The organism is Streptomyces sp. NPDC086147, from assembly GCF_040702165.1.
Lineage (GTDB): Bacteria > Actinomycetota > Actinomycetes > Streptomycetales > Streptomycetaceae > Streptomyces.
Genome location: NZ_JBFBJO010000014.1, coordinates 91,565 through 114,645 on the forward strand (window position 1 = coordinate 91,565; position 23,081 = coordinate 114,645).

Sequence of the window (23,081 nt, forward strand, 5' to 3'; positions counted from 1 at the left end):
CCGTCACGGCGGGCGACGCCTCGGCGGAAGGCTCTGCGCGTGGATCCCACCTGCTCCCTCCGCTGGTAAGGCCCGGTGACACCGTGGCCCTCGTCGCACCGGCCGGACCGGTGGACGCGACCTCGGCATCCGCTGCCCGAAGCCTGTTGGAGAGCTGGGGCCTTGCGGTGCGCTCCACCCCACGACTCCTCGCCGACAGGCTCGGCTACCTGGCGGGCCCGGACCAAGAACGCCTCGAAGACCTCACCGAAGCATGGCTCGATCCCCAGGTCCGGGCAGTCATCTGCGCACGAGGAGGCTACGGAACCCAGCGCATCGCGGACCGCCTCGACTACCCGCGCCTCGCCGCCGCGGGCGCCAAGTTCCTCGTCGGCTCCAGCGACATCACGTGCCTTCATCAGGCCTGGGGCGACCGCCTCGGCCTGGTCACGCTCCACGGCCCCATGCCTGCCTGCCGGCCGCCTCACGACGACCAGGAAACCGCCCGCCACCTCCACGCGGCCCTGTTCGGGCCGTCCGCCCACTCGCTTCCCCTCACCGGGCCCGTCCTCGTGCCAGGACGGGCCGAGGGGCCCCTCACCGGGGGCAACCTCACCATGCTCGCCTCCTCGGTCGGAACCTCCACCGCACCCGACACCGAAGGCCGCATCCTCCTTCTCGAAGACGTCGGTGAGGACCCCTATCGCCTGGACCGGGCCCTGACCCAACTCCGACGTGCCGGCGCCCTGCACCAGACGGCCGGTGTGGTGCTCGGTGACTTCTCCGCGTGCGGCCCTCCGGAGCAGGTGGAGCACGTACTGCGTGACCGCCTGTCCGACCTGGGCGTCCCCGTGGCGGCCGGACTACCTGCCGGTCACGGACCGCGACAGCTGACCGTTCCCCTGGGCGCGGACGCCGTACTCGAGACCGCCCGGCACCGCATCGCCCTTCCCCCGCAGAAAAGGACATCCCGATGACACGCGTTCTCATCTCCGCGGACATGGAAGGCGTCACCGGCGTCACGTGCCCGGACGACGTCGAACCCGGCACCGCCTCCTGGGAACGAATGCGGCCGCTGTTCACCGGCGACGTCAACGCCGTCGTCGACGGCCTCCTCGCCGGCGGCGCCACCGAGGTCCTGGTCAACGAGGCCCACTACACCCAGCGCAACCTGCTCATAGAGGCCCTCGACCCCCGTGCGCGACTGCTCACCGGCCGCCACAAGCCGCTGGGCATGATGGAGGGGATCGACCGCGCCGACGCGGTCGTCTTCCTCGGCTATCACACCGGCGCCGGACAGCAGGGAGTCCTGTCGCACACCTATCTCGGAACCGGCCTGACCGCCTTCCGGATCGACGGCGAGCCCGCCGACGAGGGACGCATGAACGCCCTGATCGCCGAGGAGCACGGGGTGCCCGTCATCCTGGTCACCGGCGACGACCGCACCTGCGAGGCCGCCCGGACATGGGCCCCGGACGCGCGCGTCGTCGCGGTCAAGGAATGCGTCAGCCGATACGCCGCACTGTGCCTGCCTCCCACGCGGAGCGCCGAACTGCTGCGCACGCAGGCCACGGAGGCCGCCCGTGCCCAGAACGGCCACACCGAGCGCCCGGACGGACGGACGCGGCCCGTACGCAGCAACCCTGCACGACCCCACCGCTTCGAAATCGACTTCCACGCGCCTCATCTGGCCGCGGCGGTGCTCGCCGTCCCGACCGTCGAGTACAACGGCCTGCGCGGCATCGCCTTCACGTCACCCGACGCCACCACGGCGGCCAGAACCTTCAAAGTGTGCACCTCCGTCGCGGGCGCCGCGATGGAGGACCATTTCGACTGACCGCCCCCGGCCTCCCCGTTCCGACTCTCCGCGGAGACCCCCGTGACTCTCGCACCACCGCACGCTCTGCACGACGGCTTCGCCAGCGACGTCGCCCGGCTCTGCTCCGACCTCTTGCGCATCGACTCGACCAACGCCGGGGACGAGACAGGACCCGGCGAACGACAGGCCGCCGAGTACGTCGCGGAAGCCCTCGACCAGGCCGGCGTCGCCACCACCCTCACCGAACCCAGGCCCCGCCGTACGAGCGTCCTCGCCCGGGTCGCGGGGCAGGACCCGCACCTGCCTCCGCTCCTCGTGCACGGGCACCTCGACACCGTGCCCGCCGAACACCGCGACTGGGCCAGACACCCCCTCTCCGGTGACCTCCACCACGGCTGCCTGTGGGGTAGGGGAGCGGTGGACATGAAGGGGACCGTCGCCATGGTCCTCTCCCTCGTCCGCGCCTGGGCGCACACCGGACACCGTCCCCGTCGCGACCTGGTCCTCGCATTCCTGGCGGACGAGGAGGCAACGGGAGAGCACGGCTCACGCCACGTCGTCACGACGCACAGGGAGCACTTCGACGATGTGAAGGAGGCGATCAGCGAATCGGGCGGCTTCTCGATCACCACACGGCCGAGCCACGCCGGGACCGACGCACGCGTATATCCCATCGCCGTCGGAGAGCGCGGCACCGCGTGGATGCGCCTCACCGCCCGGGGCACGGCCGGCCACGGATCGGGCCCCGCCCAGGACAACGCCGTCGCAGAACTCGTCCACGCCCTTTCACGACTCGCCACCCACCGATGGCCCACCGTCGTGTCGCCGGCGGTGGTCACCCTGCTGGACGCCCTCGACCGCATCCTGGGGTTCCGCATCGACCGCACCCGACTGGAGGACGAGGCCGCCCGCCTCGGACAGCTGGGTGAACTGTTCGACTGCACCATCCGCAGCACGGCCAACCCCACCGTGCTCCAGGCCGGCCACAAGGTAAACGTCATCCCCTCCCGCGCCCGGGCCGAGGTGGACGGCAGGTTCCTTCCCGGCGAGCAAGCCATCTTCCTGGACACCGTCGACCGACTCCTCGGCCCCAAGGTGACGAGGGAGTTCATCAACTGCGAAGAGGCCGTCGCAGCCGACCACGAAGGACCGGCCTTCGCCGCCATGGCCGACGCCCTCCGCAGCCAGGACCCGTACGCGCACCCGGTGCCCTTCATCCAGTCCGGCGGCACCGACGCCAAGGCCTTCGCGAAGATCGGGATCAGCACCTACGGGTTCACGCCCCTCCTGCTCGACCCCCACCTGCACTACTTCGGCATGTTCCACGGAGTGGACGAACGCGTGCCCGTGAGCGGCCTCGACTTCGGGGTCCGCGTCCTCCACCGGTTTCTGACCACCTACTGAACGCCCTTTCGAAGGGGAACCACCGTGCACCCTCCTCAGCACCTGTGGCCCACCACGACCACCACCGGCACCGAAGGCATGAAGATCGGGGGCGTGCTCCTGAGCGATCTCGCCGAAGAGTTCGGCACCCCCGCCTTCGTCCTGGACGAAGAAGACTTCCGCGGACGCTGCCGCTCCTGGCGCGATGCCTTCAGCGGCCACGACGTCTACTACGCCGGCAAGGCGTTCCTCTGCCACCAGGTCGCCACCTGGCTCAAGGAGGAGGGCCTGGGAATCGACGTGTGCTCCACCGGCGAGCTGCGCACGGCCCAGCGCGCGGGAGTGCCGGGCGCCTCCTTGATCTTCCACGGCAACAACAAGTCGGCGGCCGAACTCGCGGAGGCCGTCACTTACGGGGTCTCGCTCGTCGTCGACTCCGAGGACGAGATATCGAGGCTGTCGGCCATCGCAGGGTCCCGCGGCGTGCGCCAGCAGGTCCTCATCCGAGTGACTCCGGGCGTGGAGGCACACACCCACGCCCACATCACCACCGGCACCGACGACCAGAAGTTCGGCTTCTCGCTGTCCACCGGAAGCGCACACCGCGCGATCTCCCAGGTCCTGGCCGCACCCGGGCTCGAACTCGTTGGCCTGCACAGCCATCTCGGCTCGCAGATCCTGCGCCCGGACGTCTTCGAACTCGCCTCCGACCGGCTCGTCGGTCTCATGGCCGACACCGCGCGCACGCACGGAGTCCTGCTGCGCCGACTCGACCTGGGAGGGGGCCTCGGCATCGCCTACCTCCCCCACGAGAAGCCCCTGGACGTGCGGGACCTCGCCCCGGTGATCATCGACCGCGTCCAAAAGGCCTGCGGCGAAGCGGGCCTCCCCATGCCGCGGCTCGCCGTCGAGCCCGGACGGGCGATCGCAGGACCCACCACGGTGACCCTCTACACCGTGGGCACGATCAAGCGCCAGCCCGGACTGCGCACATGGGTGTCCGTGGACGGCGGCCTGAGCGACAACATGCGTCCCGCCCTGTACGACGCCTCCTACACGGCCGTCCGCGCAGGCCGCCCCACCGGCAGGGCCGCCGAGGAAACGGTCACCGTCTGCGGCCGGCACTGCGAGTCCGGAGACATCGTCGTGGACTCCACCCCGCTCCCGGCCGACCTCGCCATCGGCGATCTCCTGGCCGTACCCGCCTCCGGCGCCTACCACCGCTCCATGGCGAACAACTACAACTGCCAGCCACGCCCACCCGTCATCGCCGTCCGCAACGGCACAGCACGCGTCATCGTCAGGAGAGAGACCATCGACGACGTACTGCGGCTCGACGTCGAATGAGCGACCCTCGGCAGCCCGAGCACGACGCCGCCACCGCCCGACGAGGCATACGACATCCGCCGACAAAGCGCGGTCTCATCCCTCATGCCCGCTCGCTCGAGGCGACTAGTCGCCACATCCGCTGGAAGCGAAGGAAAAGACGCATCATGCTGCACCAGGAAAAAGTTCATGCCACCCTGCGAAAAGCGATACTGGAGGGCGTCGTGGGAGAGGACCGCCCCGTCGCCGGCTTCATCGACATCCAGGGTGTCCGCGACAGCGTCACCGCACTCCACGACGCTTTCGACCATGTGCCCGACGTCCTGCACGCCTTCGCCGTCAAGGCATGCCCACTCGTTCCCGTCCTACGGCTGTTGGCAGACGCCGGAATGGGCTGCGAAGTGGCTAGCCCCGGTGAAACCCGCCTGGCACTGGCGGCAGGCTTCGCACCTGAGCGCATCGTCCTCGACTCGCCGGCCAAGACCCGGGCGGAGATCCGAGAGGCGCTCACGCTGGGAATCGCCCTGAACGCGGACAACCTCACGGAGCTCGATCGCATCGACGCCCTGCGCCCCCGCGATTCCCGCTCCGTCATCGGCCTGCGCGTCAACCCGCAGGTCGGGGCCGGCACCATCGCCGCCATGAGCACGGCGACACCCCACTCCAAGTTCGGGGTAGCCCTGGACGACCCCGGGGCCCGTGGACGCGTACTCGAAGCCTTCCTGCAGCATCCCTGGCTCACCCGCCTCCATGCCCACGTCGGTTCGCAGGGCTGCCCCCTCCCGCTGATCGCGCAAGGACTCGTCGGGCTGCACCGACTCGCGGAGGACATCAACGAGTACGTCGGCAGACGCCAGGTCACCAGCCTCGACCTGGGCGGAGGACTGCCTGTCAACTTCTCCGACGACACGACCAGACCGACGTTCGAGCACTACGTCCACGCCCTCACCGACGCCGAACCGGCCCTGCTCGACGGCCGCTACCAGCTGGTCACCGAATTCGGCCGGTCACTGCTCGCCAAGAACGGCTTCACCGCGGCGGTCGTCGAGTACACCAAGACCTCGGGCGGCCGGCGGATCGCGCTCACCCATGCCGGAGCGCAGGTCGCGACCCGTACGGTCTTCATGCCCGACGCCTGGCCCGTGCGGATCACCGGCCACGCCCCGGACGGCACGCTCAAGACGACCCCCGTAGTACCCCAGGACATCGCCGGGCCCCTGTGCTTCGCCGGAGACGTGGTGGCGCACGAGCGCTTGCTGCCCGAACTCTCGGAAGGCGACCTCGTCGTCCTGCACGACACCGGCGCCTACTACTTCTCCGCGCCATGGACGTACAACAGCCTGCCGCGACCGGGAGTGTACGGGGTCCTCCACCGAGCCGGGGACACCGTGCTCGTTCCGGTGCGCACGCCTCAGCCGGTGGACGAGCTGGTGCAGGAGAGCGGGGGGCGTCATGCCGAGGCATTGCTGACGCCCTGACCGCGCACAGGTCCACCGGCTCGGGATCGGGACGTCCGGACGTACCGTGCGCCCGGGTTCGCGGTGCGAACGGCAGTCGTGTCAGCCAAGGCCGGCGTCGCGGGCCAAGAGCGCGGTCTGTACGCGGTTGGTGACGTCCAGAGCCGTGAGGATGCGGCTGACGTGTGCTTTGACCGTGCTTTCGCGCATGCCCAGGGAGGCGGCGATGTCGGCGTTGGTGTCCCCTCGTGCGACCAGGGTCAGGACGTCGCGTTCGCGGGGGGTGAGCCGGTCGAGCCGGGCGCGGGCGTCAACGGCCTGAGGCGGCCCGGACCGGTGGTAGCGGTCGATGAGCCGGCGGGCGGCAGCGGGGTGGAGCATCGCGGAGCCGGTGGCGACCAGATGGACGGCGCGCAGGATCTCGACCGGGTCCGTGTCCTTCAGCAGGAAACCGTCGGCTCCGGCGGCCAAAGCGTTGTATACGTATTCGTCGAGGTCGAAGGTGGTCAGGGCGATGACCTTCGGCGGGTGGGGTAGGGCGCGCAGGTGGGCGATGGCCGTGATGCCGTCCATGCGGGGCATCCGGACGTCGACCAAGGCCACGTCCACGTGGTGCGTGGTGGCCAGTTCGACCGCCTGCAGACCGTCGAAGGCCTGAACGACGACGTTGATCTCCTCGTCGCCCTCCAGGCCGAGGCGGACCAAGGCATCGTCATCGACGATCATCACGCGGATCATGGGCGGGAGCCGTTCTGTGCTGGGTGCGCTGATCGGGGGATACGGGCGGCGAGCCGCCACGAGCCGGCTCCGTGGGGTCCTGCGTGCAGGTGTCCGCTCAGGGCGTGGACCCGCTCGGCCAGGCCCACCAGTCCGAAACCGGATGGGACGGTCTGCTCGGCCGTTTCGTCGGCGGTGTTGATGATTTCCACCACGGTGGCGGGCGCTCCGTAGTCCACGCGAATGTGCACCGCTGCGCCGGCCGCGTGTTTGCGGGCGTTGGTCAAGCCTTCCTGGACAAGACGGTGGAGGGCCAGACGGTGCGTGGCCGGTGCCAGTTCTGCTTCGCCGCTGACCTGGAGTTCGACCAGCTGGCCGGCCTCTCGCGCCTGCTCGACGAGCTCGTGGAGATCGCGCAGAACGGGGGCGGGAGGACTGTCGCCTGTGCCGGGGCCGCGCTCGTGCAGAGCCCCCAGAACGTCGCGCAGGTCCGCCAGGGCTTCGGTGGAGGCGGTGCGCAGCAGCGTGAGGCGTTCGGCGACCGGCGCGGGCAGCGTCGAGGCCCGGGTGGCCAGGACCCCGCTGTGCAGGGCGATGAGACTGAGACGGTGGGCGAGGACGTCGTGCATCTCGGCGGCGATACGGGAGCGTTCCGCGGCACGTGCCGCCTGCTCACGAAGTTCCCGCTCGATCCGCAGATGCTCGACCTGGTGGTTCAGCGACTGGACCAGGCGGCGGCGGTTGCCCATCCACAGGCCGCTGAGCACGGTCAGGAGCAGGAAGAGGCTGGCGCCGTACTGCTGGGGACGCCACAGCGACACCGAGGTCGGCAGCGTGACGTTGGTGGCCAGCACGATGCCGCAGCACGCAGTGGCCACCTAGGTGCGGCGGCGCGCGGTCATATCGAACACGGCGACGAGCAACAGCGGCAGCATCGGCCACCCCCACAACGCTGTCGCCACCGTGGTCAGCCCGGGGGCGACGAACCAGGGGAGACGGCGCACCGCCAGCGCCAACCCGCACAGCACCGCTGCCGCGGTGCAGGTCGTCAGGTACTGGCCGCCGATCGCTGCCGCACTGTTCTGGACGGCCACGGCCGTCAGCAGCAGCACCAGTCCGTAGCGCCCGTACACGGCCCACCTGGGGCTTTCTTTCCCGCTCACTTTGCACAGCCTAGAGAGCATGCGGAGCGCCCCCCTCCGACGATGTACCCTCTCAGGCCCCTACTTTCGTAGGGGGTACCCGTCGCATAACGGCGGATATGCCAGTGGAGTTCTGCTTCTAGCGTCGAATCCATGGAGAACTGGACCACTTCTCATGACCGTGTCCTCGCGCAGCGCCATACCGGGAGCTGGATGTTCCTCATCGAGGCCGCCCGCGACATCCGCACCACCGGCGCCATCGCCCCCAGCGGCCGGGCCCTGGCTCGTGCCCTGACCGACCCGGTGCGCACTCGGTCCGGGCAGCCGCTGAACATCCTGGAGGCCGGCGCGGGCACGGGAGCGGTCGCCCGCACTCTGATCGGCCAGCTGTCGGCCGGCAGCCATCTGGACGTCGCCGAGGCCAACCCGCGCTTCACCGGACGGCTGCACCACCTCGCCGCCACGCATCCTCGCCTCGTCGGTCACGGGCGGCAAGTCCACATCCACACATGCCGTGTGGAGGAGCTGGACACCGACCGGCGCTACGACGTGATCGTCTCCGGTCTGCCCTTCGCCGACTTCCACCCCGGCCAGGTCAAAACGATCATGGACCGGTATCTGGAGCTGCTGCACCCCGGCGGGACCTTGACCTACTTCGCCTACCTCGGCACCCGCCGGGCCTGCACCCCGCTCGCCTCCCGTATCCGGGCCCACTGCCACCAGGCTGTGGAAGGGGTGTTGACCGGCTATCAGCGCCGGTACGCCACCGGCTGCTGGACGGTCTGGGCCAACCTTCCCCCTGCCAGGGTATGACAGCTCACGCGCCCCACACTCGCCCATCCAAGTCTGGCCCCCGCCGAAGCCGGAGTACACCCATGAACGCGCTGACCACCGTTCTCGACCATGTGCCGCCAGGGGGCGCGTATGCGATCGTGGCGCTGGCCATCCTGGCCGAGTCGGTCCTGCTCGTCGGCGCCTTCGTTCCCACTCTCACCCTGCTGCTCACCGCGGGCGCGCTGGCCCGCACCGGGCAGCTCAGTCTTCCGCTGCTGATCGCGACCGCCGCACCCGCGGTGATCGCAGGCGACTTTCTCGCCTACCGCACCGGGCGCGCGCTCGGCCCCAGCCTGCGCACCGGCCGCCTCGGCCGTCGTCTGCCTGCCGCCGCATGGCGGCGAACCGAGACACTGATGGCCCGCTGCGGCGGCCATGCCGTCTTCCTGGCCCGCTTCCTGCCGGTGATGCGCAGTCTTGTCCCCCACCTCGCTGGCGCCACCTGCCTGCCCTACCACCGCATCGCCCCTACAGCGTCGCCGCCGCCCCGCTGTGGACCACCCTCGAAGTGGGCACCGGATACGCGGCCGCCGCGTCCCTCCAGCACGCGCTCACCCTCGGTGGGCCCGTCCTCGCCGCTACCACCGCAGCCGTCGCGGCAGCAGCATTCGTATGGAAGTGTCATTGCCGGGCACGCGAGCCTGAGACGGCCACCGAGCCGGCAGGTGACCTTGCCCATTCTCATAAATGACCATCGGTGAGAGTTCTGCGAGAGGCCCGGAAGCGATCATGTTTCTGCAGGTCGCCGTTCGCAAAGGCTATCTCGGACCCACACGTCGTGCGAGGCACTTCTGAAGGACGGCGATGGCTCCCACGCGCGCTATGCCCATCTGCCACCAGAGGACGTCGCTTACCAGTTCCAGCAGTTCGGGTTCGTTGTTCGGGACCCGGCGTGAGAGCACCTTCGTCCCGTCCGTGTCGATCACCGTGCAGTGATGCGCGGCCTTGCCGGCATCCGTCCCCGCCCGGAGCTCGGGCACCCGAGCCTCCCTTGTAGATGGGTTGACTGGTCCCTGCAGACGACCACGCCGACGTGTCCTTACGAAGCGATCTGTGTTTGCTCATCCCAATGAGCTGTTTTCATCCTGTCTCCGAGGGGTGAAATGGCAGCTCAGCAGGGGTGCGCAACGAGACGAGGCTCCTGGTCGTTGCGGTGGTGTTCTCTACGCACCACGCATCGTCCGAGGAGCCTCGCTTGGTCCCGTATCGTGCCATGGTCGACGTCCCGCATGAGCTGGTCGAGCACGTTTTCTGGCTGATCTGCGCACGAAGGTGTGAACGTCGCTCGCGGTGGCGGAAGCTGGGCTGCTTCCAGCAGGCCCTGCTCGCGCTGGTGCACCTGCGCAAGAACGAGACGCTGCCCGCCCCGGCAGCCGGCTTCGGCATCTCCACAGCCACTGCCTGGCGCTACGTCGACGAGACCCTCGACATCCTCGCGGCATGGGCGCCCGGTCTGCACGAGGCCCTGACCGGCCTGGGCGAGGGCGATCACGTCATCGTCGACGGCACCCTGATCCACATCGACCGCATCGCTCCCGACGAGCCGTACTACTCGCAGAAGCACCGCAAGCACGGGATGAACGTGCAGGCCATCGCCCGCCCCGACGGCACACCCCTGTGGTTCTCCCGCGCGACACCCGGCCGCGCCCACGACCTGACCGCGGCCCGCGCCCACGGCATCGTCCAGGCCTGCCTGACCCGGCAGATCCTCGTCCTGGCGGACCGCGCCTACCGGGGCGCCGGCGCCACCGTCCGCACCCCGTACTACCACCACCGCGAACAGCCGGAGCGCTATCAGCAGTTCAATCGCGACCACGCCAGGCTCCGAGCCCCCGGCGAACGGGCCTTCGCACAGATCAAGTCCTGGCGGATCCTCCGCCGGGCCAGATGCTCCACCTGCCGCATCGGCACCATCGTCCAAGCAGTCCACACCTTGCTGACCTGCAGCTATTCAGGATGAAAACGGCTCAGTGAAGGGATGAAGGAGGAAGGGGGGCGCGGGGCGCGTCAAGAAGGAGCGGTGACGGGTGAGGACGGCAGCCATTGCCGCGTTGATCACGATGGCGGGACTGGTGTGGTTCAAGCCCTGCGCGTCCGTTTGAGCGACGCACCGGTGAAGGAGGGGGAGGCATGCCGGGGTGTCTTCGACGACGGGAAGTACGTCAACCTCACCAAGCTCAAGGAGGGTAAGGGCGATCAGAACTATCTGCTGCCGGCTGAGCGCGATCTGTCGGCGTACACGAACGTGAGCATCTGGTGCGAAGGTTTCAACGTTCCGTTCGGTGCTGCGGAGATCGTCCGTTCACTTCGGCCCTGCTCGTCCGCCTTTCGTCTCATTGATGAGACGGGTGTGCAAGCGGTAATCCACGACGACATCGTGGTAGTCGTGGTCCGGAGCGACCTTGTCAGGCAGACGGGTCCGTCTGCTGTGGCCTGCCGACTTCCGTTCCCCTGCTCCGGGAAAGCCGACGGCTGTTTGAGGCGTTTCTTCGAATCGGAGACGTTCGCAGTGGACTGTCGACTGGAACGCGATGTCCTGTACGCAGTCTTCTGTTTCCTCCGCAGGCCTGTGCTCAGCGGCTTCCGATTCGAAACCGGCCGTCATTCAGGGAGGTTCTCGCCGCCCCTCGGGCGTGCGACGGGTGGGCCGTGGTGACGGTTTTCCGTCCTCGGCGCGCGCTCGGCGTGTACGGGTGCCGCCCTGGCTGCGGGCAGTCACACCCTCCTGCTTCTCCGTGGCGGTCTTGCGCGTAGCACTCCGTGCGGCCGACTTGGCCCGGCGCGCAGTGCTACTTGCTGCGTCCGCTGCGTCCGCTGCGTCCGCTGCGTCCTTTGTCGTCTTGGCCTTTGTCGTCTTGGTGACGCCCGGAGCCTTCCTGGCCGCACCCTCGACAGTGCCGCTGACCTTCTTGCCGGTCCTCGCAGCGGTCCGGCTCGCTTCGCCGCCTACGTCTCGTACGGCGCTCTCCGCTCCTCCACCGACGTCTTCGGCCATTGCACCGACTCCGTGGCCGACCTCATGAAGAGCTGTGTTGACGTCTCCACCCAGACCTCGGACAACCGCGCCGGCGTCCTGGCTGACGTCCCGGACAGCAGCGCCCGCTCCCCGGCCCACGTCCTGGACGGCCGCAGCGGTTCCTCTGCCGACCTCGCCCACCGCGTACCGGGCTCCGCCGCCGACGTCCTGCACTGCCGACCTCACACCCCGCGCCAGCTCGTAGAGCATTTCCGGATTGCGGTCGAGCGTAGTGAGGACCCGATTGATGATCCTGGCGACGTTGTCGAGGCGCACTCGGAGCTGGGCCTGTGCTTCCACTCCCGAGATGCCCAGGTGCACCCGGCCCAGGACCACGTCGGCGCCCACGTTCAGTTTTAGCAGGTCCAGCACTTCGGCCTGGAGGGATACGTGTGCTCGCAGGTTCTCGACGTCGAGGTCGATCTCGTCGACCTTCAGGAGGGGGACATCGAGGAAGACGTCCGGTTCGGCGTCGTCCGTGAGAGGTTCGTAGGCGCCGGCCGCCTCGTTCTCCGTCTCGTAGGAGTACGGGTCCTGGGTACAGGGCTCGCCCTCCTCGTCGTGGAAGACGTATTCCTCGCTGGGCACCCCGTCGTCCTCGGAGTTGTGGCGCGTCACTGCGGCTCCCTGGCTCACCGACTCTTTCGATCATTTTGAGGTATTAAACAATTTTATGCGCGTCCAGTGCTGCCCAAAGTGAAAGGGCGTGTGAGACGGCCGGCTGATTGCGATCCAGGCAAACGGAGACGACACCACCGACACGAACCGCACCCGGGCATGCAAGGCCTGAGGCCAGGAGTGGCCGTGCCCGGCCCGCCCGGGCTCTGACCGTGACCCGCTGGAGCCATGCCACCCCCGGATGCGGCAGATGGGCGCTCTGCTCTTTGCACCCCTCGTCGAGACCGAGCCCGGACCACCACGCTGCTGTGGGCCGTGCCCACAACAGTCCTCTCACACACGGCGGCCACCGAGGAGCGAAGGCCGCCAGACGCGATTCCGACCGGAGAGCCCGTACGACCGCCACCGCCCTGCCTGCGTCCGCCCGTCCTGGCCCCCGGAGCTCCAGCCGGGCTTCTCGAGCCCCGGCCCGGGATCGCCGACTGCCGAGGGTTCCGCGACGCCGGAACACTTATGCCGTAAGCACCCCGCTCGGGCACAAACAAGAACACGCGCACTCATGCCGCCGGCTGTTCGTGCTCGGGCCGCAAGAGCCGACATCCTCCCGTGCTCCTCTGTGGGAAGGGCCTACCGTCGTTTCCACCCACGAGTCCTCTCCCACCTCGTGTCTTCGCTGGTCAAGGGCATGCTCACACGAGAACAGACCGCTGGACGGCAGGCCTGCGACCAGCGGATCCGCAACCGGCCGCCTCGCCTCCCGGCACTCTGCCGCGACAGTTCGTCCCACCGGTGTCCAAGTCGGAAAGACTCAGTCCCCGCCGATCGCTCCCTGCAGAGAGCCGGCCCACATGGATGTCTTCGACAGGCACCGGAAAAGGTTCGGTGATTGCCTGCCTCAGGGGACGTCCTCCCTCTGCCAACAGGAGAAAGGCACAGCCGTGACCTCCGAGTCCGCCCCGCGCTACACCGTCCCGGGCCTGTCCGCCCAGGACAGCAACAGCATCATCAGCCTCCTCCAGATGCGCCTGCACTCGTTGAACGATCTCGCCCTGACCCTCAAGCATGTCCACTGGAACGTCGTCGGCCCGCACTTCATCGCCGTGCACGAAATGATCGACCCGCAGGTCGACAAGGTCCGGTCCATGACCGACGACCTCGCCGAGCGAATCTCCACCCTGGGAGGCGAACCGCACGGCACCCCCGGAGCCCTGGTCGCCGACCGGACCTGGAACGACTACTCCATCGGTCGCGCCGAAGCCATCGAGCACCTGGGCGCCCTCGATCTCGTCTACACCGAGATCATCAAGGATCACCGTGCAGCTATGCAGGCCACGGAAACCTCCGACCCGGTCACCCAGGACATGCTCATCGAGCAACTGCGAAGCCTGGAGCTCTTCCAGTGGTTCGTCCGCGCGCACCTGGAAAACAGCGGAGGCAGTCTCAGCACCGCCCGGGCCACAACCGAAAAGGCCGCTGCCGACCAGGCGGCCGAACAGGCCCGCACCCAGCCCTGAACGGCATACAGGCCACTCGCGTCAGTCCTCGCCACATTCAGGGCAGCCTCTCACCGCCGCCCTCTTCATCGCTTTGATCCGAGTTGCACGCTCGCGCATCCGGCAGTCCACCTCACCGCCAATCGGCTTCACAGACGAGGAGAGAAAGATGTCCAAGGAAAAGAAGGTCGAGAAAGGAGACGAAGTCACATGGAAGAGCCACGGGCAGACGGTCCCCGGAAAGGTCAAGCGCGAGATCACCGAGCGCACAGAAGCCGCAGGTCGCACCGTTGAAGCTTCGAAAGAGGAACCGCAGTACGAGGTAGAGAGCGACAAAACCGGACGTTCTGCGGTTCACAAGCCCAGTGCATTGCGCAAAAAGAAGAATAAATCATGACCAAGCAAGACGGAGACCGGGACGAGAGCATCGGCAATTTCAAAGAAGCGGTCAACATGACCGCCGGCAGGCTGGAAAAATGGCTGGAGACCGAAGAATCAAAAAAAGTCGGGCAGAGCAAGAACGGTGATGAGGGCGTCGGTCACGCTTCCGGACGACGCATCGTCGAGCTCCTGCGCACCAAGAAGGGTGACCTCGACGACGATGACATCGCCCACATGCGCAAGGTCACCGGATATATTCACCGACACTTGAAGCAGCGGCCGAAGGGCGACGTCACGGACACCCCATGGCGCTACTCACTGATGAACTGGGGGCACGATCCGCTCTGAATCCGCGGAGTACGGGAAGGCGGGGGAAGGGCGACGCAGGCGAACATGCTTCCTTGCGGGTAATCGGGCTGGCGACTGCCGCATCGAACGTTGCGGCAGGGCATCAGTGCCGTTCCGAGGGGGCGATGCCCATCGCCTGAGGGATCGCAGAAAAACAACGTGTGGACGAGCAATGCGCTGACCTGAGAAACCAAGGGACAAAACACGTAAGCCAGTTCTCCGCAGGCTCCGGGGGCGTTCCCTGACGGCTGGTCCCGGGTGAGACGCCCCGGTTCGAAGCGCCGAAGTCGGCGGCCGGCCGCAGCGTCCCGGCGATGGTGCCGCACCGGCGCAAGTGGTTCCGCAAGGACACCATGTTGGCCGTCAGGGCATCCTGGTCCTCACCCATGGCCACGGCATCACCGAGCAGTCCAGGGCCACCGGCGTTCCACCGGCCACCCGGCCGTCATCGGTGCCGACCGGGCGGTCGTCGTGGCCGACCGCCCGCAGGTCACCGCAACGACTGCAAGCCACGGGTTTCAGGGATAGCTGACGCAGGCACCGGTGCAATCACCGGCTATCGCGCTCAAGATCATCCCAAAGACGATGAGACCCAGGACGATCCAAGCGACATGGGCGAACGAACAGTCCTTGTCAGGTGGGATTCTCGGAGCGCTGCTCTGCGGGACCTCATTGTGGCTCTCGGGCTCGCCATCGGGTCCGCCGCGTTCCCCTGGCGCCATCGTGTCATCCCCCGTCGCGGTGTGTCCTCTCATGGCACGACGTCAAGTCTCGTCCGTCAAGGCCTACGGTGGCTCGTTGCCGAGAACAACCGCATCGGCGCGACGGTCCGACGCGGACGGGCAGGCAACGGATGCTGCGGTTTGTCCGACCCACACGTGCGGCCTCCGGCCCGTACCGGTCGGCCAGGCGGCGGCATCCGAACAGCCGGGCGATCGACCCCTCGATCTTCCCGGGTTGGGCTTGATGCGCTTTGAGGGACATCTGAGATCAGGGGCTCCCGCCTCGGGAGGATGATGTTCATCATGGAGAGCATGGGGAAGAAGCCGCGCCCTCGCCGCTCGTTCACGCTGGAGTTCAAGGCTGAGATCGTCGACTTGCGCCGGCGGGGTGACCGGTCGGTCAGGTTGCGAAAGACTTCGACCTGACCGAGACCGCAGTGCGGGACTGGGTGAAGCAGGCCGAAATCGACGCGGGCGAACGCGACGGCCTGACCAGCGCTGAACGCGAGGAGCTGGCCTCACTCCGGCGGGAGAACCACCGCCTGCGGGAGGACGTTGACATCCTCAAGCGTGCGACGGCTTTCTTCGCGACGGAGACCCGGTGAACGTGGACCCCTTCATCGAGGCGGAGAAAACCGCAGGTCACAACGTCAAACGGACGTGTGAACTCCTTAACTAATCGTTTCAGAATGAGGTTCGAAGGCGCCGCAAGCAGATGATGCTGCAGGCGAGTTGAAGCAGGCCGAGGTGGAGATCTGCACGTATCTCGTAGCGGATCCGCAGTCGTTTGAACTGGTGTTGTGTCCTGAATGCGAAAGGAAGTTGGTTGTAGGGAAGCTTCTGGAAGCAGTGCTGTACGGGAGATGAAGGTTTGGCCCTTCGGAGTCGCCTTGCGGAAGGAGGCTCCAAACCGCCTCATGCTGCGTTGGGTTAAAGACCGTCGTGGTGAGCGATGAGGAAAAGGCGTCGTAAGAGGCGTCAGGTGGGGATCGGGAAGGCGAACGCAAGTGAATCGCTGCTGACGTGTCGAAATCAAAACAGACGACATCAAAACCGGGGTGTCACCAGAACTCCGGGATGAGCCTGGCGGGTGTCCGCTTATTGGTCAGGTGGTGTCCGGCATGCAGGCGACGTGAGCCCGGTCTGCCGCTTCCGTGCGGAACAGGAGAAAGCAGGTCTCGATGCTGCCCGCCACGGGTGGGCGAGAGGGAGTGCCCCAAGCAGACTCAACTGTCAGGGGTCGAGTACCGACGCGAGGCCTGCTGGCGGACCGGCTCGTAGTAGTGACGAAGCTCCTGTAACGGGGGTGGAGCGAAGGGGTCGGGTCGTTCGTGACTGAGTTGATCGCATCAACCGGACCGTGTCCGGGAGGAGTTCGATGGGTCAGTTGAAATCATCGACCAAGCCGTTTGAGATTTCGAAATGGGAAGTCAAGGAGGCGTGGGAGGAAGTCAGGGAAAACAAGGGTGCCCCGGGGGTGGATGGGCAGAGCATCGCCGACTTTGAGAAAGACTTGAGGAACAATCTCTACAAGGTCTGGAACCGAATGTCGTCGGGCTCGTATTTCCCTCCTCCGGTCCGTGCGGTGGCTATCCCCAAGCCTCACGGAGGCGGCGAAAGAATGCTTGGCATTCCCGCTGTTGCCGACCGGGTGGCGCAGACTGTGGTGGCGCGGCATCTGATGCTACGGGTGGATCCTATTTTCCATCCGGACAGTTACGGATATCGGCTGGGACGGTCTGCCTTGGACGCATTAGGAAAATGCCGGGAACGCTGCTGGAAAAGGGCCTGGGTGGTGGAGTTCGACATCGCCAAGTTCTTCGACAGTGTGCCCTGGGACCTGCTGGTCAAGGCGGTGGAAGCACACACCGACGCCGTTTGGGTGAAGTTGTACGTGCGGCGGTGGCTCGCTGCCCCGCTCGTCATGCCCGATGGCTCCCTGTTGGAACGGGAACGTGGGACCCCGCAAGGAGCCCCGGTGTCTCCCGTCCTGGCGAACCTGTTCTTGCACTACGCGTTCGACACATGGATGGACCGGGAATTCCCGTCGGTCTGGTTTGAACGCTACGCGGACGACGCGGTGCTGCACTGCGTCACCGAGCATCAAGCCCGCCAGGTGCTGGCTGCGCTCAGGGACAGGATGGTCGAAGTCGGGTTGCAGCTGCACCCGGACAAGACCCGGATCGTCTATTGCAAGGACGGAGATCGCCGCGGTGCTTACGAGCACAGGGCGTTCACCTTCCTCGGGTACACGTTCCGAGCCCGGAAGAACCGGAGTCGACACGGGAACCTGTTCCTGTCGTTCGAGCCGGCAATCAGCAAGGACGCCCTGAAGAGAATCGGGCGGGAGCTGAGGTCCTGGCACCTTCACACCCGCTCGGGACTGTCCTTCCAGGAACTCGCCCGCAGGATCAACCCTGTGGTGGCGGGCTGGCTCAACTACTACAGCCGTTTCAGGCCGTGGGAATTGATCCCCTTCGCGATGCGCATCAACGCCTACCTGGCGCGTTGGATCCGTCAGAAGTACAAACGGCTCGCGGCCAAGCGGAAGGCCATCGCGAAGATGCAGGAGATCGCCCGGCGATACCCCCGCATGTTCGCGCACTGGCGCCTGACCGCACAGGTCGTCTTGGTCTGATGACCAGAACGACAAGAGCCGTGTAACGGGAGACTGTTACGCACGGTTCTGTGAGGGCCGAGGGGTGAGATTCCCCTCGGCTACTCGGCGAGCTAGGCGAAGGTCCGTTCGACGACCCAGCGTGTCTTGCCCAGTCCGGAGCCGTGCGGGACACCGCGTCGGGCGATCTTGGGTGTGATGCCGCGGGCCCGGAGGATGCGGCGGTACTTGTCGTAGTCGTAGCCGCGGTCGGCGAACAGCCGGCCCGGCCGGTGTCGCGGCCGCCCGCGAAGTCCGCGGATGCGGGGGATCGCGTCCAGCAGGGGCGTCAGCTGGGTGACGTCGTGCCGGTTTCTGAGCTGCTCCGAGTTTCGTAGAGTCCGGTGGTCTTGGTTCAGGTGGACTGCGGGGTCTGCTCCTGGCTTCGCCAGAAGGCTTCCTCGTACTCTGCGGGCGGAACGTAGTCGAGCGCGGAGTGAAGGCGTTCTTCGTTGTACCAGGTGATCCATTGGAAGATCGCCCGTTCGACCTGGTCGACGTCCTTCCAGGGGCCCTGCATCTCGATGAGTTCGGCCTTGGAGGTGCCGTTCAGGGCCTCGGCCATCGCGTTGTCATACGAGTCCGCGACCGACCCGACGGAGGCAGAGGCGCCGATGTCCGCGAGCCGGTCGGTATACCGAATTGACACGTATTGCGACCCGCGGTCGCTGTGATGGATGAGGCCGGAGTCCTTCTTGATCCTCCGCCTCCACAGCCCCATCTCCAGGGCATCCAGCGGGAGCTCGGTCCGCATGTGGTTCGCGACCTGCCAGCCGACGATCATCCGCGAGTACACGTCCAGGACGAACGCCACATACGCCCACCCGGACCAGGTGCGGACATACGTCATGTCCGCCACCCACAGCTGATCGGGCCGCGAGGCGGTGAAGTCGCGGTCGACCAGGTCCGGTGGCCGGGGTGCCGACGGCTCCGGCACCGTGGTGCGGCGGCGCCGGCCACGGATGACGCCCTCCAGACCCAGTTCGGCCATCAGCCGCTCGACCGTGCAGCGGGCCACGACGACGCCTTTGCGCCGAAGCGCGCGGATGATCCGGCGGGCGCCATAGGTGCCGCCAGACTCCGCGTGGATCTCCTCGATCAGCGGCATGAACTGCTCCTCGCGGAGCCGGCGGGCCGACTTCGGCCGCTTCTTGCGGGCGAAGTACGTCGACGGCGACAGCTCGAGAACCCGGCAGACGGGATCGACCCCGAGACCCTTCTGGCGCAGGTGGTCTATCACCTGTTCGGCCTCGTCCGGGGACGGTCGATCTCCTGGGCAAAAAACACCGACGCGGCCTTGAGGATCTCGTTCGCCCGCCTCAACTCGGCATTCTCTCTGCGAAGCTGCCTGGGTTCGTCCTGCTCGGCGGAGGTCAGCCGGTCGTCGCGTTCGCCCCGGTCGGCCTTGGCCTGGCGGACCCAGCCGCGCAGGGCCTCCTTGTGGATACCGAGGTCCTTCGCGACGTGCGCGATCGGACGGCCGGTGCTGCGGACCTCGCGGATCGCTCGCTCGCGAAGTTCGTCCGGGTACTTACGTGGTGCAGGCATGGTGCTCGTGGGTCTCCTTCGCCGGGATCGTAGCCCTGGCATCAGGGACTCCACGAAACGCAGTGCAGCTCAGTCGTGGTCCCCCGTCCTCTCCGGCCCCGGCTGGGCCCGGAGCCGGACACGAAGATCCTGCTCGGCTCTGCTGCGGGCAACAGACGATCAGGCCGGGCGTTCAGTCGTTGTCGGGATCGTCGTCCACTGCTGGTTTCTCGGACTCTTTCCCGGTCACATCGTCGAATAGCGGAGGCGGGCCTCGGGCCCGTCGATGCGCACCACGCAGTCTTTGAAGAGATGCAATGGAGGCTGCCGACCGCCGATCGCAGCAAGCGTGAGTCCCACATCCCGCAACGGCTCGACCGGAGCGACGAATCCGAACCCCTCCGGGTCAGGACCTCTGTAGGCCGCCCACGACTCGAACAACGGCCTCACGGTCTCCCATCCCGAGCCCGGGGTGAAGTGCGCCAGGAAGAACGGATGCTCACAGCCGTACTCATCGAGCTCACCGATCAGGACGTCTCCCTGCAAAAGCTGCCACCGCGTCATCCGGTGTCCCCGTTCCCCACCGTCCGATCGGGGCCGCATCTTCGCAGCACGCAACTCTCTGGCCAAGCAGGTCATTCTGAAGTGATCGGTTATGTGCATGTTGTTTCCAGAGGCGAGGCGGTCTTGGGCGCAGGAGGCTGTGCCACGAGCCGGAAGGACGGTTCGGTGTACGGGCCGGCGGAGCAGTCTCGACCCGACCGGCCCCCGGTTCCTCCAGCCAACACGGTCGAGGGGAACGGGACCACGCAGTTCCCCAGGCAGGAGTACCGTCTTGCTTACTTCTGCTGGTGGTTGCGACGAGGATCCCGCTGACGTGGGGGTATGCATTCACGATGGACACCTGGAGGCTGACCGGGGCGGGGTCGGGGAGCGGCTGTACGTGCCGGCCTCGGTCTCCGTAAGGTGGTCGTCCTTATCTCGGCGGCGGCTCCTACCTGGTAGACCGGGGCCACGGAAAGGGGTCGTCACCTCCCTGTCACCGCATGGGCGGGTGAGGGCTGGGAGGAGCTCTGCCTTCGGCAGGTCGAGGAGGTGAGGGTGCTTGGCCCTGCCGGAGGTGAAGACCTGTGTCATGGCCGCGCGAGACGGAACCGGACGGCCGCACGAGCCGGCGAACCCCGCACGGGAAGGGGAGGCCTGCCCACATCTGACGGTCGAGACGCCGGCCGACCCGGGCCGCCCGCAGTCCGGGTGAGCGGCGAGGTTCAGGATGTGGCTGCGGCAGATCTCCAACACGGCCTGAAGAGCGAGGCTTCCGGGACCGCAGTACCGCGCCGTCCAGACCCAGTGAAGGCGTTGGACTTCGACACACCATCGCCGAACAGGGACTGCCGGCGACTCGGAGCCGGCTCCACTCCCCACTTCGGCGGGCCGGATACCGCCGATGCCACCACCGCACCGACAGGTGGGGCGACCATCCAGCGCGCGCCGGTCCCGCCGCAAGACCTGTCCGACCCGTCTTCTGCGGCCATGCCCTGCGTGGTTCAGTCGAAGCGGACGGAGCGTGCGCTGTCGGGTGGGGTCAGGAAGGCGAGCAAATCCTCGCCTTCCTGGACGAGGACCTCGCGCTCCTTCTTCGTCAGCGAAGCGAAGGACTCCAGAACCAGAACAGCCCCCTTCCGCTGCTGCTCGATTCGCCAGATGCCGCGGACGAAGCCGTCCAGGAGGAAGGTCGCCCGTATCAGACCGTTGCGCGTGAAGACCAGCCGGTGTTGCTCCTCGGTGAGGATGCGGCTGCGATCGGCGTGGGACAGCAGAATGTTGTCGAACTCGGGCAGATAGCGCACCGGGACCGGGAGATCACGGTCGGGCAGAGGCGCGTTCAGCACGTCCAGGAGTTCCACGCCGTTCTCGTCGCGGAAACTGCGTAGCCGCGGACGCAGCCGGCGCACGGTCTCGGCGATCCTCGTCATTCCCGACCAGATCTGTATGTCTTTGACGGACGCCGGGCCAAATGCCGCGAGGTAGCGTTCAACCATCGAATCCGGGGACACGCCGGCTGCGAGGGGACGGCCGAGCCAGGACTCGGCCGTGGTGTGCGCCGCCCGACCGCTCTCGCCCCAGAGCCCGCGCGGCGGCACCTGCACGAGCGGCGTCAGGTTGCGTACGGCGTTCGCCAGGGCGGACGGATCGCGCCCGGACCAGCGTTCTGCGAGCCGGACGCCCAGCCCACCCAGTGTGAGGGGCTCCTCCTCGACCAGCTTTCGACCCAGCTCAGCCACCTCCGCCAGGTCGAGTCCTTCGAGCTTGCGGCCGAAGGTGCCCTTGAGGCCTTGGGCAAGAGCGCCGGCAAGGACCGGCCGCAGTGTCAGGCAGTCGTCCGCAGTGACGAGGTGGATGGTGCCTCGCATCAAAGCTACCCGTACCGCCTCGCGTCCCTGCACGGGTCCGGCAAGGTCTTCAGGGTCGAAGCCGGACAACCGTGTCCACAGTCCGATGTAGGGCGGATCGGGGGCCTGGGCCTGCATGCCTACCAGGCGCGCGATCACCGCGGCAGGCGTCGCATCCACCCGCTCGGTCAGCATCTGGCGGACCAGCAGGCTCCTGTTGAGCGCCCGGCGGTCCAAGACGTTCGAGTCCCCTGTCGCCATAGCGGCGGATCCTTTCATGTGGAGCCTCTACGGTGAAAGTGACGACTCTCCGACTCGTTCATCAGGAACGGGTTGATCCGGTCACGGTGAACGAACGACCCGTGGGTGTGGGTACCCGGGGGACACCTTTGAGGCCGAGGTGGGTGCCGGCAGGGCGGATCCTGCGCCGCTGACGGCCACGACTGCGCCCCGGAGGCTCCAGCAACCCGGATTCCACCGTCCTCTCTCCATCGGGATCGCAGCGGTGCAGGAGGCTACCGCTGTTGTGCGAGCCACGCGTCGAAGGTGGTCGGTGCGATGCGGGCGCCCTCGCGGGGGAGCAGTACGTCACCGGCCATCGCCGGGCCGAACAGCGACGACCACGTCGGTACGAGCTTGATCTTGCGGCCGCGCGCGTCGTTGGTGCGTCGGGCCATGTCCACCAGGTCCTGCGGTTCGGGGCCGGCGACCTCGCGGTAGCGTCCCTGCGGTGCGTCCGTGGCGATCTCGGCGAGGATGTCGGCCACGTCGGCGGGTGCGATGGGCTGGACGAGCAGCGGTGCGAGGGTGGCGGTGCCTTCCTGTTCGGTCCAGCTCGTCACCATCGCGGCGAAGTCGTGGAACTGGGTGACCGGAACGATGGTCCAGGGCACCGGGCCTTCGGCCACGAGACGCTCCTGCTCGCGCTTGCCGGCGTAGTGAGCGTTGCCTTCAACCCGGTCGACACCGGCGATCGAGAGAAGGACGTGGTGGCGGACGCCGGCCCGTTCCTCCGCGGAGAGCAGCGTCCGGGTGGTGGAGGCGAAGTACGCCACCGCTTCGTCCCGCTCGGTCGCGGTGCAGTTCGTGGCGTCCACGACGGCCTCGACACCGCTCAGAGCGGTGTCGAGGCCGTCGCCGGTGGTCAGGTCGACCCCGATTGAACGGCTGATGGGCACGACGTGGTGTCCGGCCCGTTCCAGGGCGGCGACGGTGAGGGCCCCGATGTTTCCGGTGGCCCCGGCTACGGCGACTCGCATGGTGTTCTCTC

General features: G+C 67.3%; 21 protein-coding genes and 4 pseudogenes. 14 read left to right on the forward strand and 11 right to left on the reverse strand.

The window, feature by feature from the left end; genetic code table 11:
• Positions 1-83 precede the first annotated feature (83 nt).
• The 5 genes from AB0398_RS25805 to AB0398_RS25825 all read left to right on the forward strand — a co-directional run bounded on the left by AB0398_RS25805 (position 84) and on the right by AB0398_RS25825 (position 5,985).
• Positions 84-956: an LD-carboxypeptidase gene (locus AB0398_RS25805; protein WP_366378003.1), complete on the forward strand. Its 873-nt coding sequence runs from the start codon at positions 84-86 to the stop codon at positions 954-956.
• On the forward strand, positions 953-1,816 hold the full coding sequence (locus AB0398_RS25810) for a M55 family metallopeptidase (protein ID WP_366378004.1): 864 nt from the start codon (positions 953-955) through the stop codon (positions 1,814-1,816). The genes AB0398_RS25805 and AB0398_RS25810 overlap by 4 nt, the downstream gene beginning before the upstream one ends.
• Positions 1,817-1,858: 42 nt before the next feature.
• Positions 1,859-3,202, forward strand: coding sequence for a M20/M25/M40 family metallo-hydrolase (locus AB0398_RS25815; protein ID WP_366378005.1), 1,344 nt, complete (start codon positions 1,859-1,861; stop codon positions 3,200-3,202).
• Positions 3,203-3,226: 24 nt separating this feature from the next.
• Positions 3,227-4,528: a diaminopimelate decarboxylase gene (gene lysA, locus AB0398_RS25820; RefSeq protein ID WP_366378006.1), complete on the forward strand. Its 1,302-nt coding sequence runs from the start codon at positions 3,227-3,229 to the stop codon at positions 4,526-4,528.
• Positions 4,529-4,674: 146 nt separating this feature from the next.
• A complete protein-coding gene (locus AB0398_RS25825) occupies positions 4,675-5,985 on the forward strand; it encodes a diaminopimelate decarboxylase (RefSeq protein WP_366378007.1) in 1,311 nt (436 codons plus the stop codon).
• Positions 5,986-6,066: 81 nt separating this feature from the next.
• Here AB0398_RS25825 and AB0398_RS25830 read toward each other — a convergent pair whose 3' ends face one another.
• The 3 genes from AB0398_RS25830 to AB0398_RS25840 are packed head-to-tail and all read right to left on the reverse strand — an operon-like array spanning position 6,067 to position 7,814.
• On the reverse strand, positions 6,067-6,702 hold the full coding sequence (locus tag AB0398_RS25830; RefSeq protein WP_366378008.1) for a response regulator transcription factor: 636 nt from the start codon (positions 6,700-6,702) through the stop codon (positions 6,067-6,069).
• Complete coding sequence (locus AB0398_RS25835) at positions 6,699-7,535, reverse strand: histidine kinase (protein WP_366378009.1); 837 nt, start codon at positions 7,533-7,535, stop codon at positions 6,699-6,701. Before AB0398_RS25835 ends, AB0398_RS25830 begins: the two co-directional genes overlap by 4 nt.
• Positions 7,536-7,559: 24 nt before the next feature.
• Entirely contained in the window at positions 7,560-7,814 is a 255-nt protein-coding gene (locus AB0398_RS25840) for a hypothetical protein (protein ID WP_366378010.1), read from the reverse strand.
• Between the two features lie 162 nt (positions 7,815-7,976).
• On the opposite strand from AB0398_RS25840, the gene AB0398_RS25845 reads away from it, so the two are divergent.
• Positions 7,977-8,636, forward strand: a complete 660-nt coding sequence (locus AB0398_RS25845) for a methyltransferase domain-containing protein (RefSeq protein ID WP_366378011.1) — start codon at positions 7,977-7,979, stop codon at positions 8,634-8,636.
• A gap of 62 nt (positions 8,637-8,698) precedes the next feature.
• Complete coding sequence (locus tag AB0398_RS25850; protein WP_366378012.1) at positions 8,699-9,358, forward strand: VTT domain-containing protein; 660 nt, start codon at positions 8,699-8,701, stop codon at positions 9,356-9,358.
• Positions 9,359-9,415: 57 nt separating this feature from the next.
• Here the strand turns inward: AB0398_RS25850 and AB0398_RS25855 are convergent, their stop codons facing one another.
• Positions 9,416-9,637: a transposase gene (locus AB0398_RS25855; protein ID WP_366378013.1), complete on the reverse strand. Its 222-nt coding sequence runs from the start codon at positions 9,635-9,637 to the stop codon at positions 9,416-9,418.
• A gap of 233 nt (positions 9,638-9,870) precedes the next feature.
• Between AB0398_RS25855 and AB0398_RS25860 the strand changes: the two genes are divergently transcribed.
• Together AB0398_RS25860 and AB0398_RS25865 are read left to right on the forward strand one after the other, a co-directional pair.
• Entirely contained in the window at positions 9,871-10,617 is a 747-nt protein-coding gene (locus AB0398_RS25860; protein ID WP_366378061.1) for a transposase family protein, read from the forward strand.
• A gap of 126 nt (positions 10,618-10,743) precedes the next feature.
• A pseudogene (locus AB0398_RS25865) lies at positions 10,744-10,962 on the forward strand (DM13 domain-containing protein); the annotation flags it as partial.
• A gap of 300 nt (positions 10,963-11,262) precedes the next feature.
• On the opposite strand, the gene AB0398_RS25870 reads toward AB0398_RS25865, so the two are convergent.
• Positions 11,263-12,291 (reverse strand): hypothetical protein, encoded by a 1,029-nt coding sequence (locus AB0398_RS25870; RefSeq protein ID WP_366378014.1) that lies wholly within the window; start codon positions 12,289-12,291, stop codon positions 11,263-11,265.
• Between the two features lie 938 nt (positions 12,292-13,229).
• On the opposite strand from AB0398_RS25870, the gene AB0398_RS25875 reads away from it, so the two are divergent.
• The 4 genes and pseudogenes from AB0398_RS25875 to AB0398_RS25890 all read left to right on the forward strand — a co-directional run.
• Positions 13,230-13,805: a DNA starvation/stationary phase protection protein gene (locus AB0398_RS25875; RefSeq protein WP_366378015.1), complete on the forward strand. Its 576-nt coding sequence runs from the start codon at positions 13,230-13,232 to the stop codon at positions 13,803-13,805.
• Between the two features lie 148 nt (positions 13,806-13,953).
• Positions 13,954-14,181, forward strand: a complete 228-nt coding sequence (locus tag AB0398_RS25880) for a DUF2945 domain-containing protein (RefSeq protein WP_366378016.1) — start codon at positions 13,954-13,956, stop codon at positions 14,179-14,181.
• Entirely contained in the window at positions 14,178-14,513 is a 336-nt protein-coding gene (locus tag AB0398_RS25885; RefSeq protein ID WP_366378017.1) for a DUF3140 domain-containing protein, read from the forward strand. The genes AB0398_RS25880 and AB0398_RS25885 overlap by 4 nt, the downstream gene beginning before the upstream one ends.
• A gap of 1,156 nt (positions 14,514-15,669) precedes the next feature.
• Positions 15,670-15,819: pseudogene (locus tag AB0398_RS25890) on the forward strand (IS3 family transposase); the annotation flags it as partial.
• A gap of 100 nt (positions 15,820-15,919) precedes the next feature.
• Here the strand turns inward: AB0398_RS25890 and AB0398_RS25895 are convergent.
• A pseudogene (locus AB0398_RS25895) lies at positions 15,920-16,033 on the reverse strand (IS5/IS1182 family transposase); the annotation flags it as partial.
• 580 nt (positions 16,034-16,613) lie between these two features.
• Between AB0398_RS25895 and ltrA the strand changes: the two are divergent.
• Positions 16,614-17,873, forward strand: a complete 1,260-nt coding sequence (ltrA, locus tag AB0398_RS25900; RefSeq protein ID WP_366378018.1) for a group II intron reverse transcriptase/maturase — start codon at positions 16,614-16,616, stop codon at positions 17,871-17,873.
• 95 nt (positions 17,874-17,968) lie between these two features.
• On the opposite strand, the pseudogene AB0398_RS25905 reads toward ltrA, so the two are convergent.
• From AB0398_RS25905 to AB0398_RS25925, 5 genes and pseudogenes are all read right to left on the reverse strand, one after another.
• Positions 17,969-18,205 (reverse strand): annotated as a pseudogene (locus AB0398_RS25905) (transposase); the annotation flags it as partial.
• Between the two features lie 41 nt (positions 18,206-18,246).
• A protein-coding gene (locus AB0398_RS25910) for an IS3 family transposase (RefSeq protein ID WP_366378019.1) occupies positions 18,247-19,439 on the reverse strand; the annotation gives its coding sequence in 2 pieces (ribosomal slippage) (positions 18,247-19,175 and positions 19,175-19,439; 1,194 coding nt in all).
• A gap of 225 nt (positions 19,440-19,664) precedes the next feature.
• Positions 19,665-19,982: a hypothetical protein gene (locus AB0398_RS25915; protein ID WP_366378020.1), complete on the reverse strand. Its 318-nt coding sequence runs from the start codon at positions 19,980-19,982 to the stop codon at positions 19,665-19,667.
• Between the two features lie 983 nt (positions 19,983-20,965).
• The gene (locus AB0398_RS25920) at positions 20,966-22,072 is read right to left on the reverse strand and encodes a winged helix DNA-binding domain-containing protein (protein WP_366378021.1); all 1,107 of its coding nucleotides are present in this window, start codon (positions 22,070-22,072) and stop codon (positions 20,966-20,968) included.
• A gap of 254 nt (positions 22,073-22,326) precedes the next feature.
• Complete coding sequence (locus AB0398_RS25925; protein ID WP_366378022.1) at positions 22,327-23,070, reverse strand: NAD(P)H-binding protein; 744 nt, start codon at positions 23,068-23,070, stop codon at positions 22,327-22,329.
• Positions 23,071-23,081: the final 11 nt, after the last annotated feature.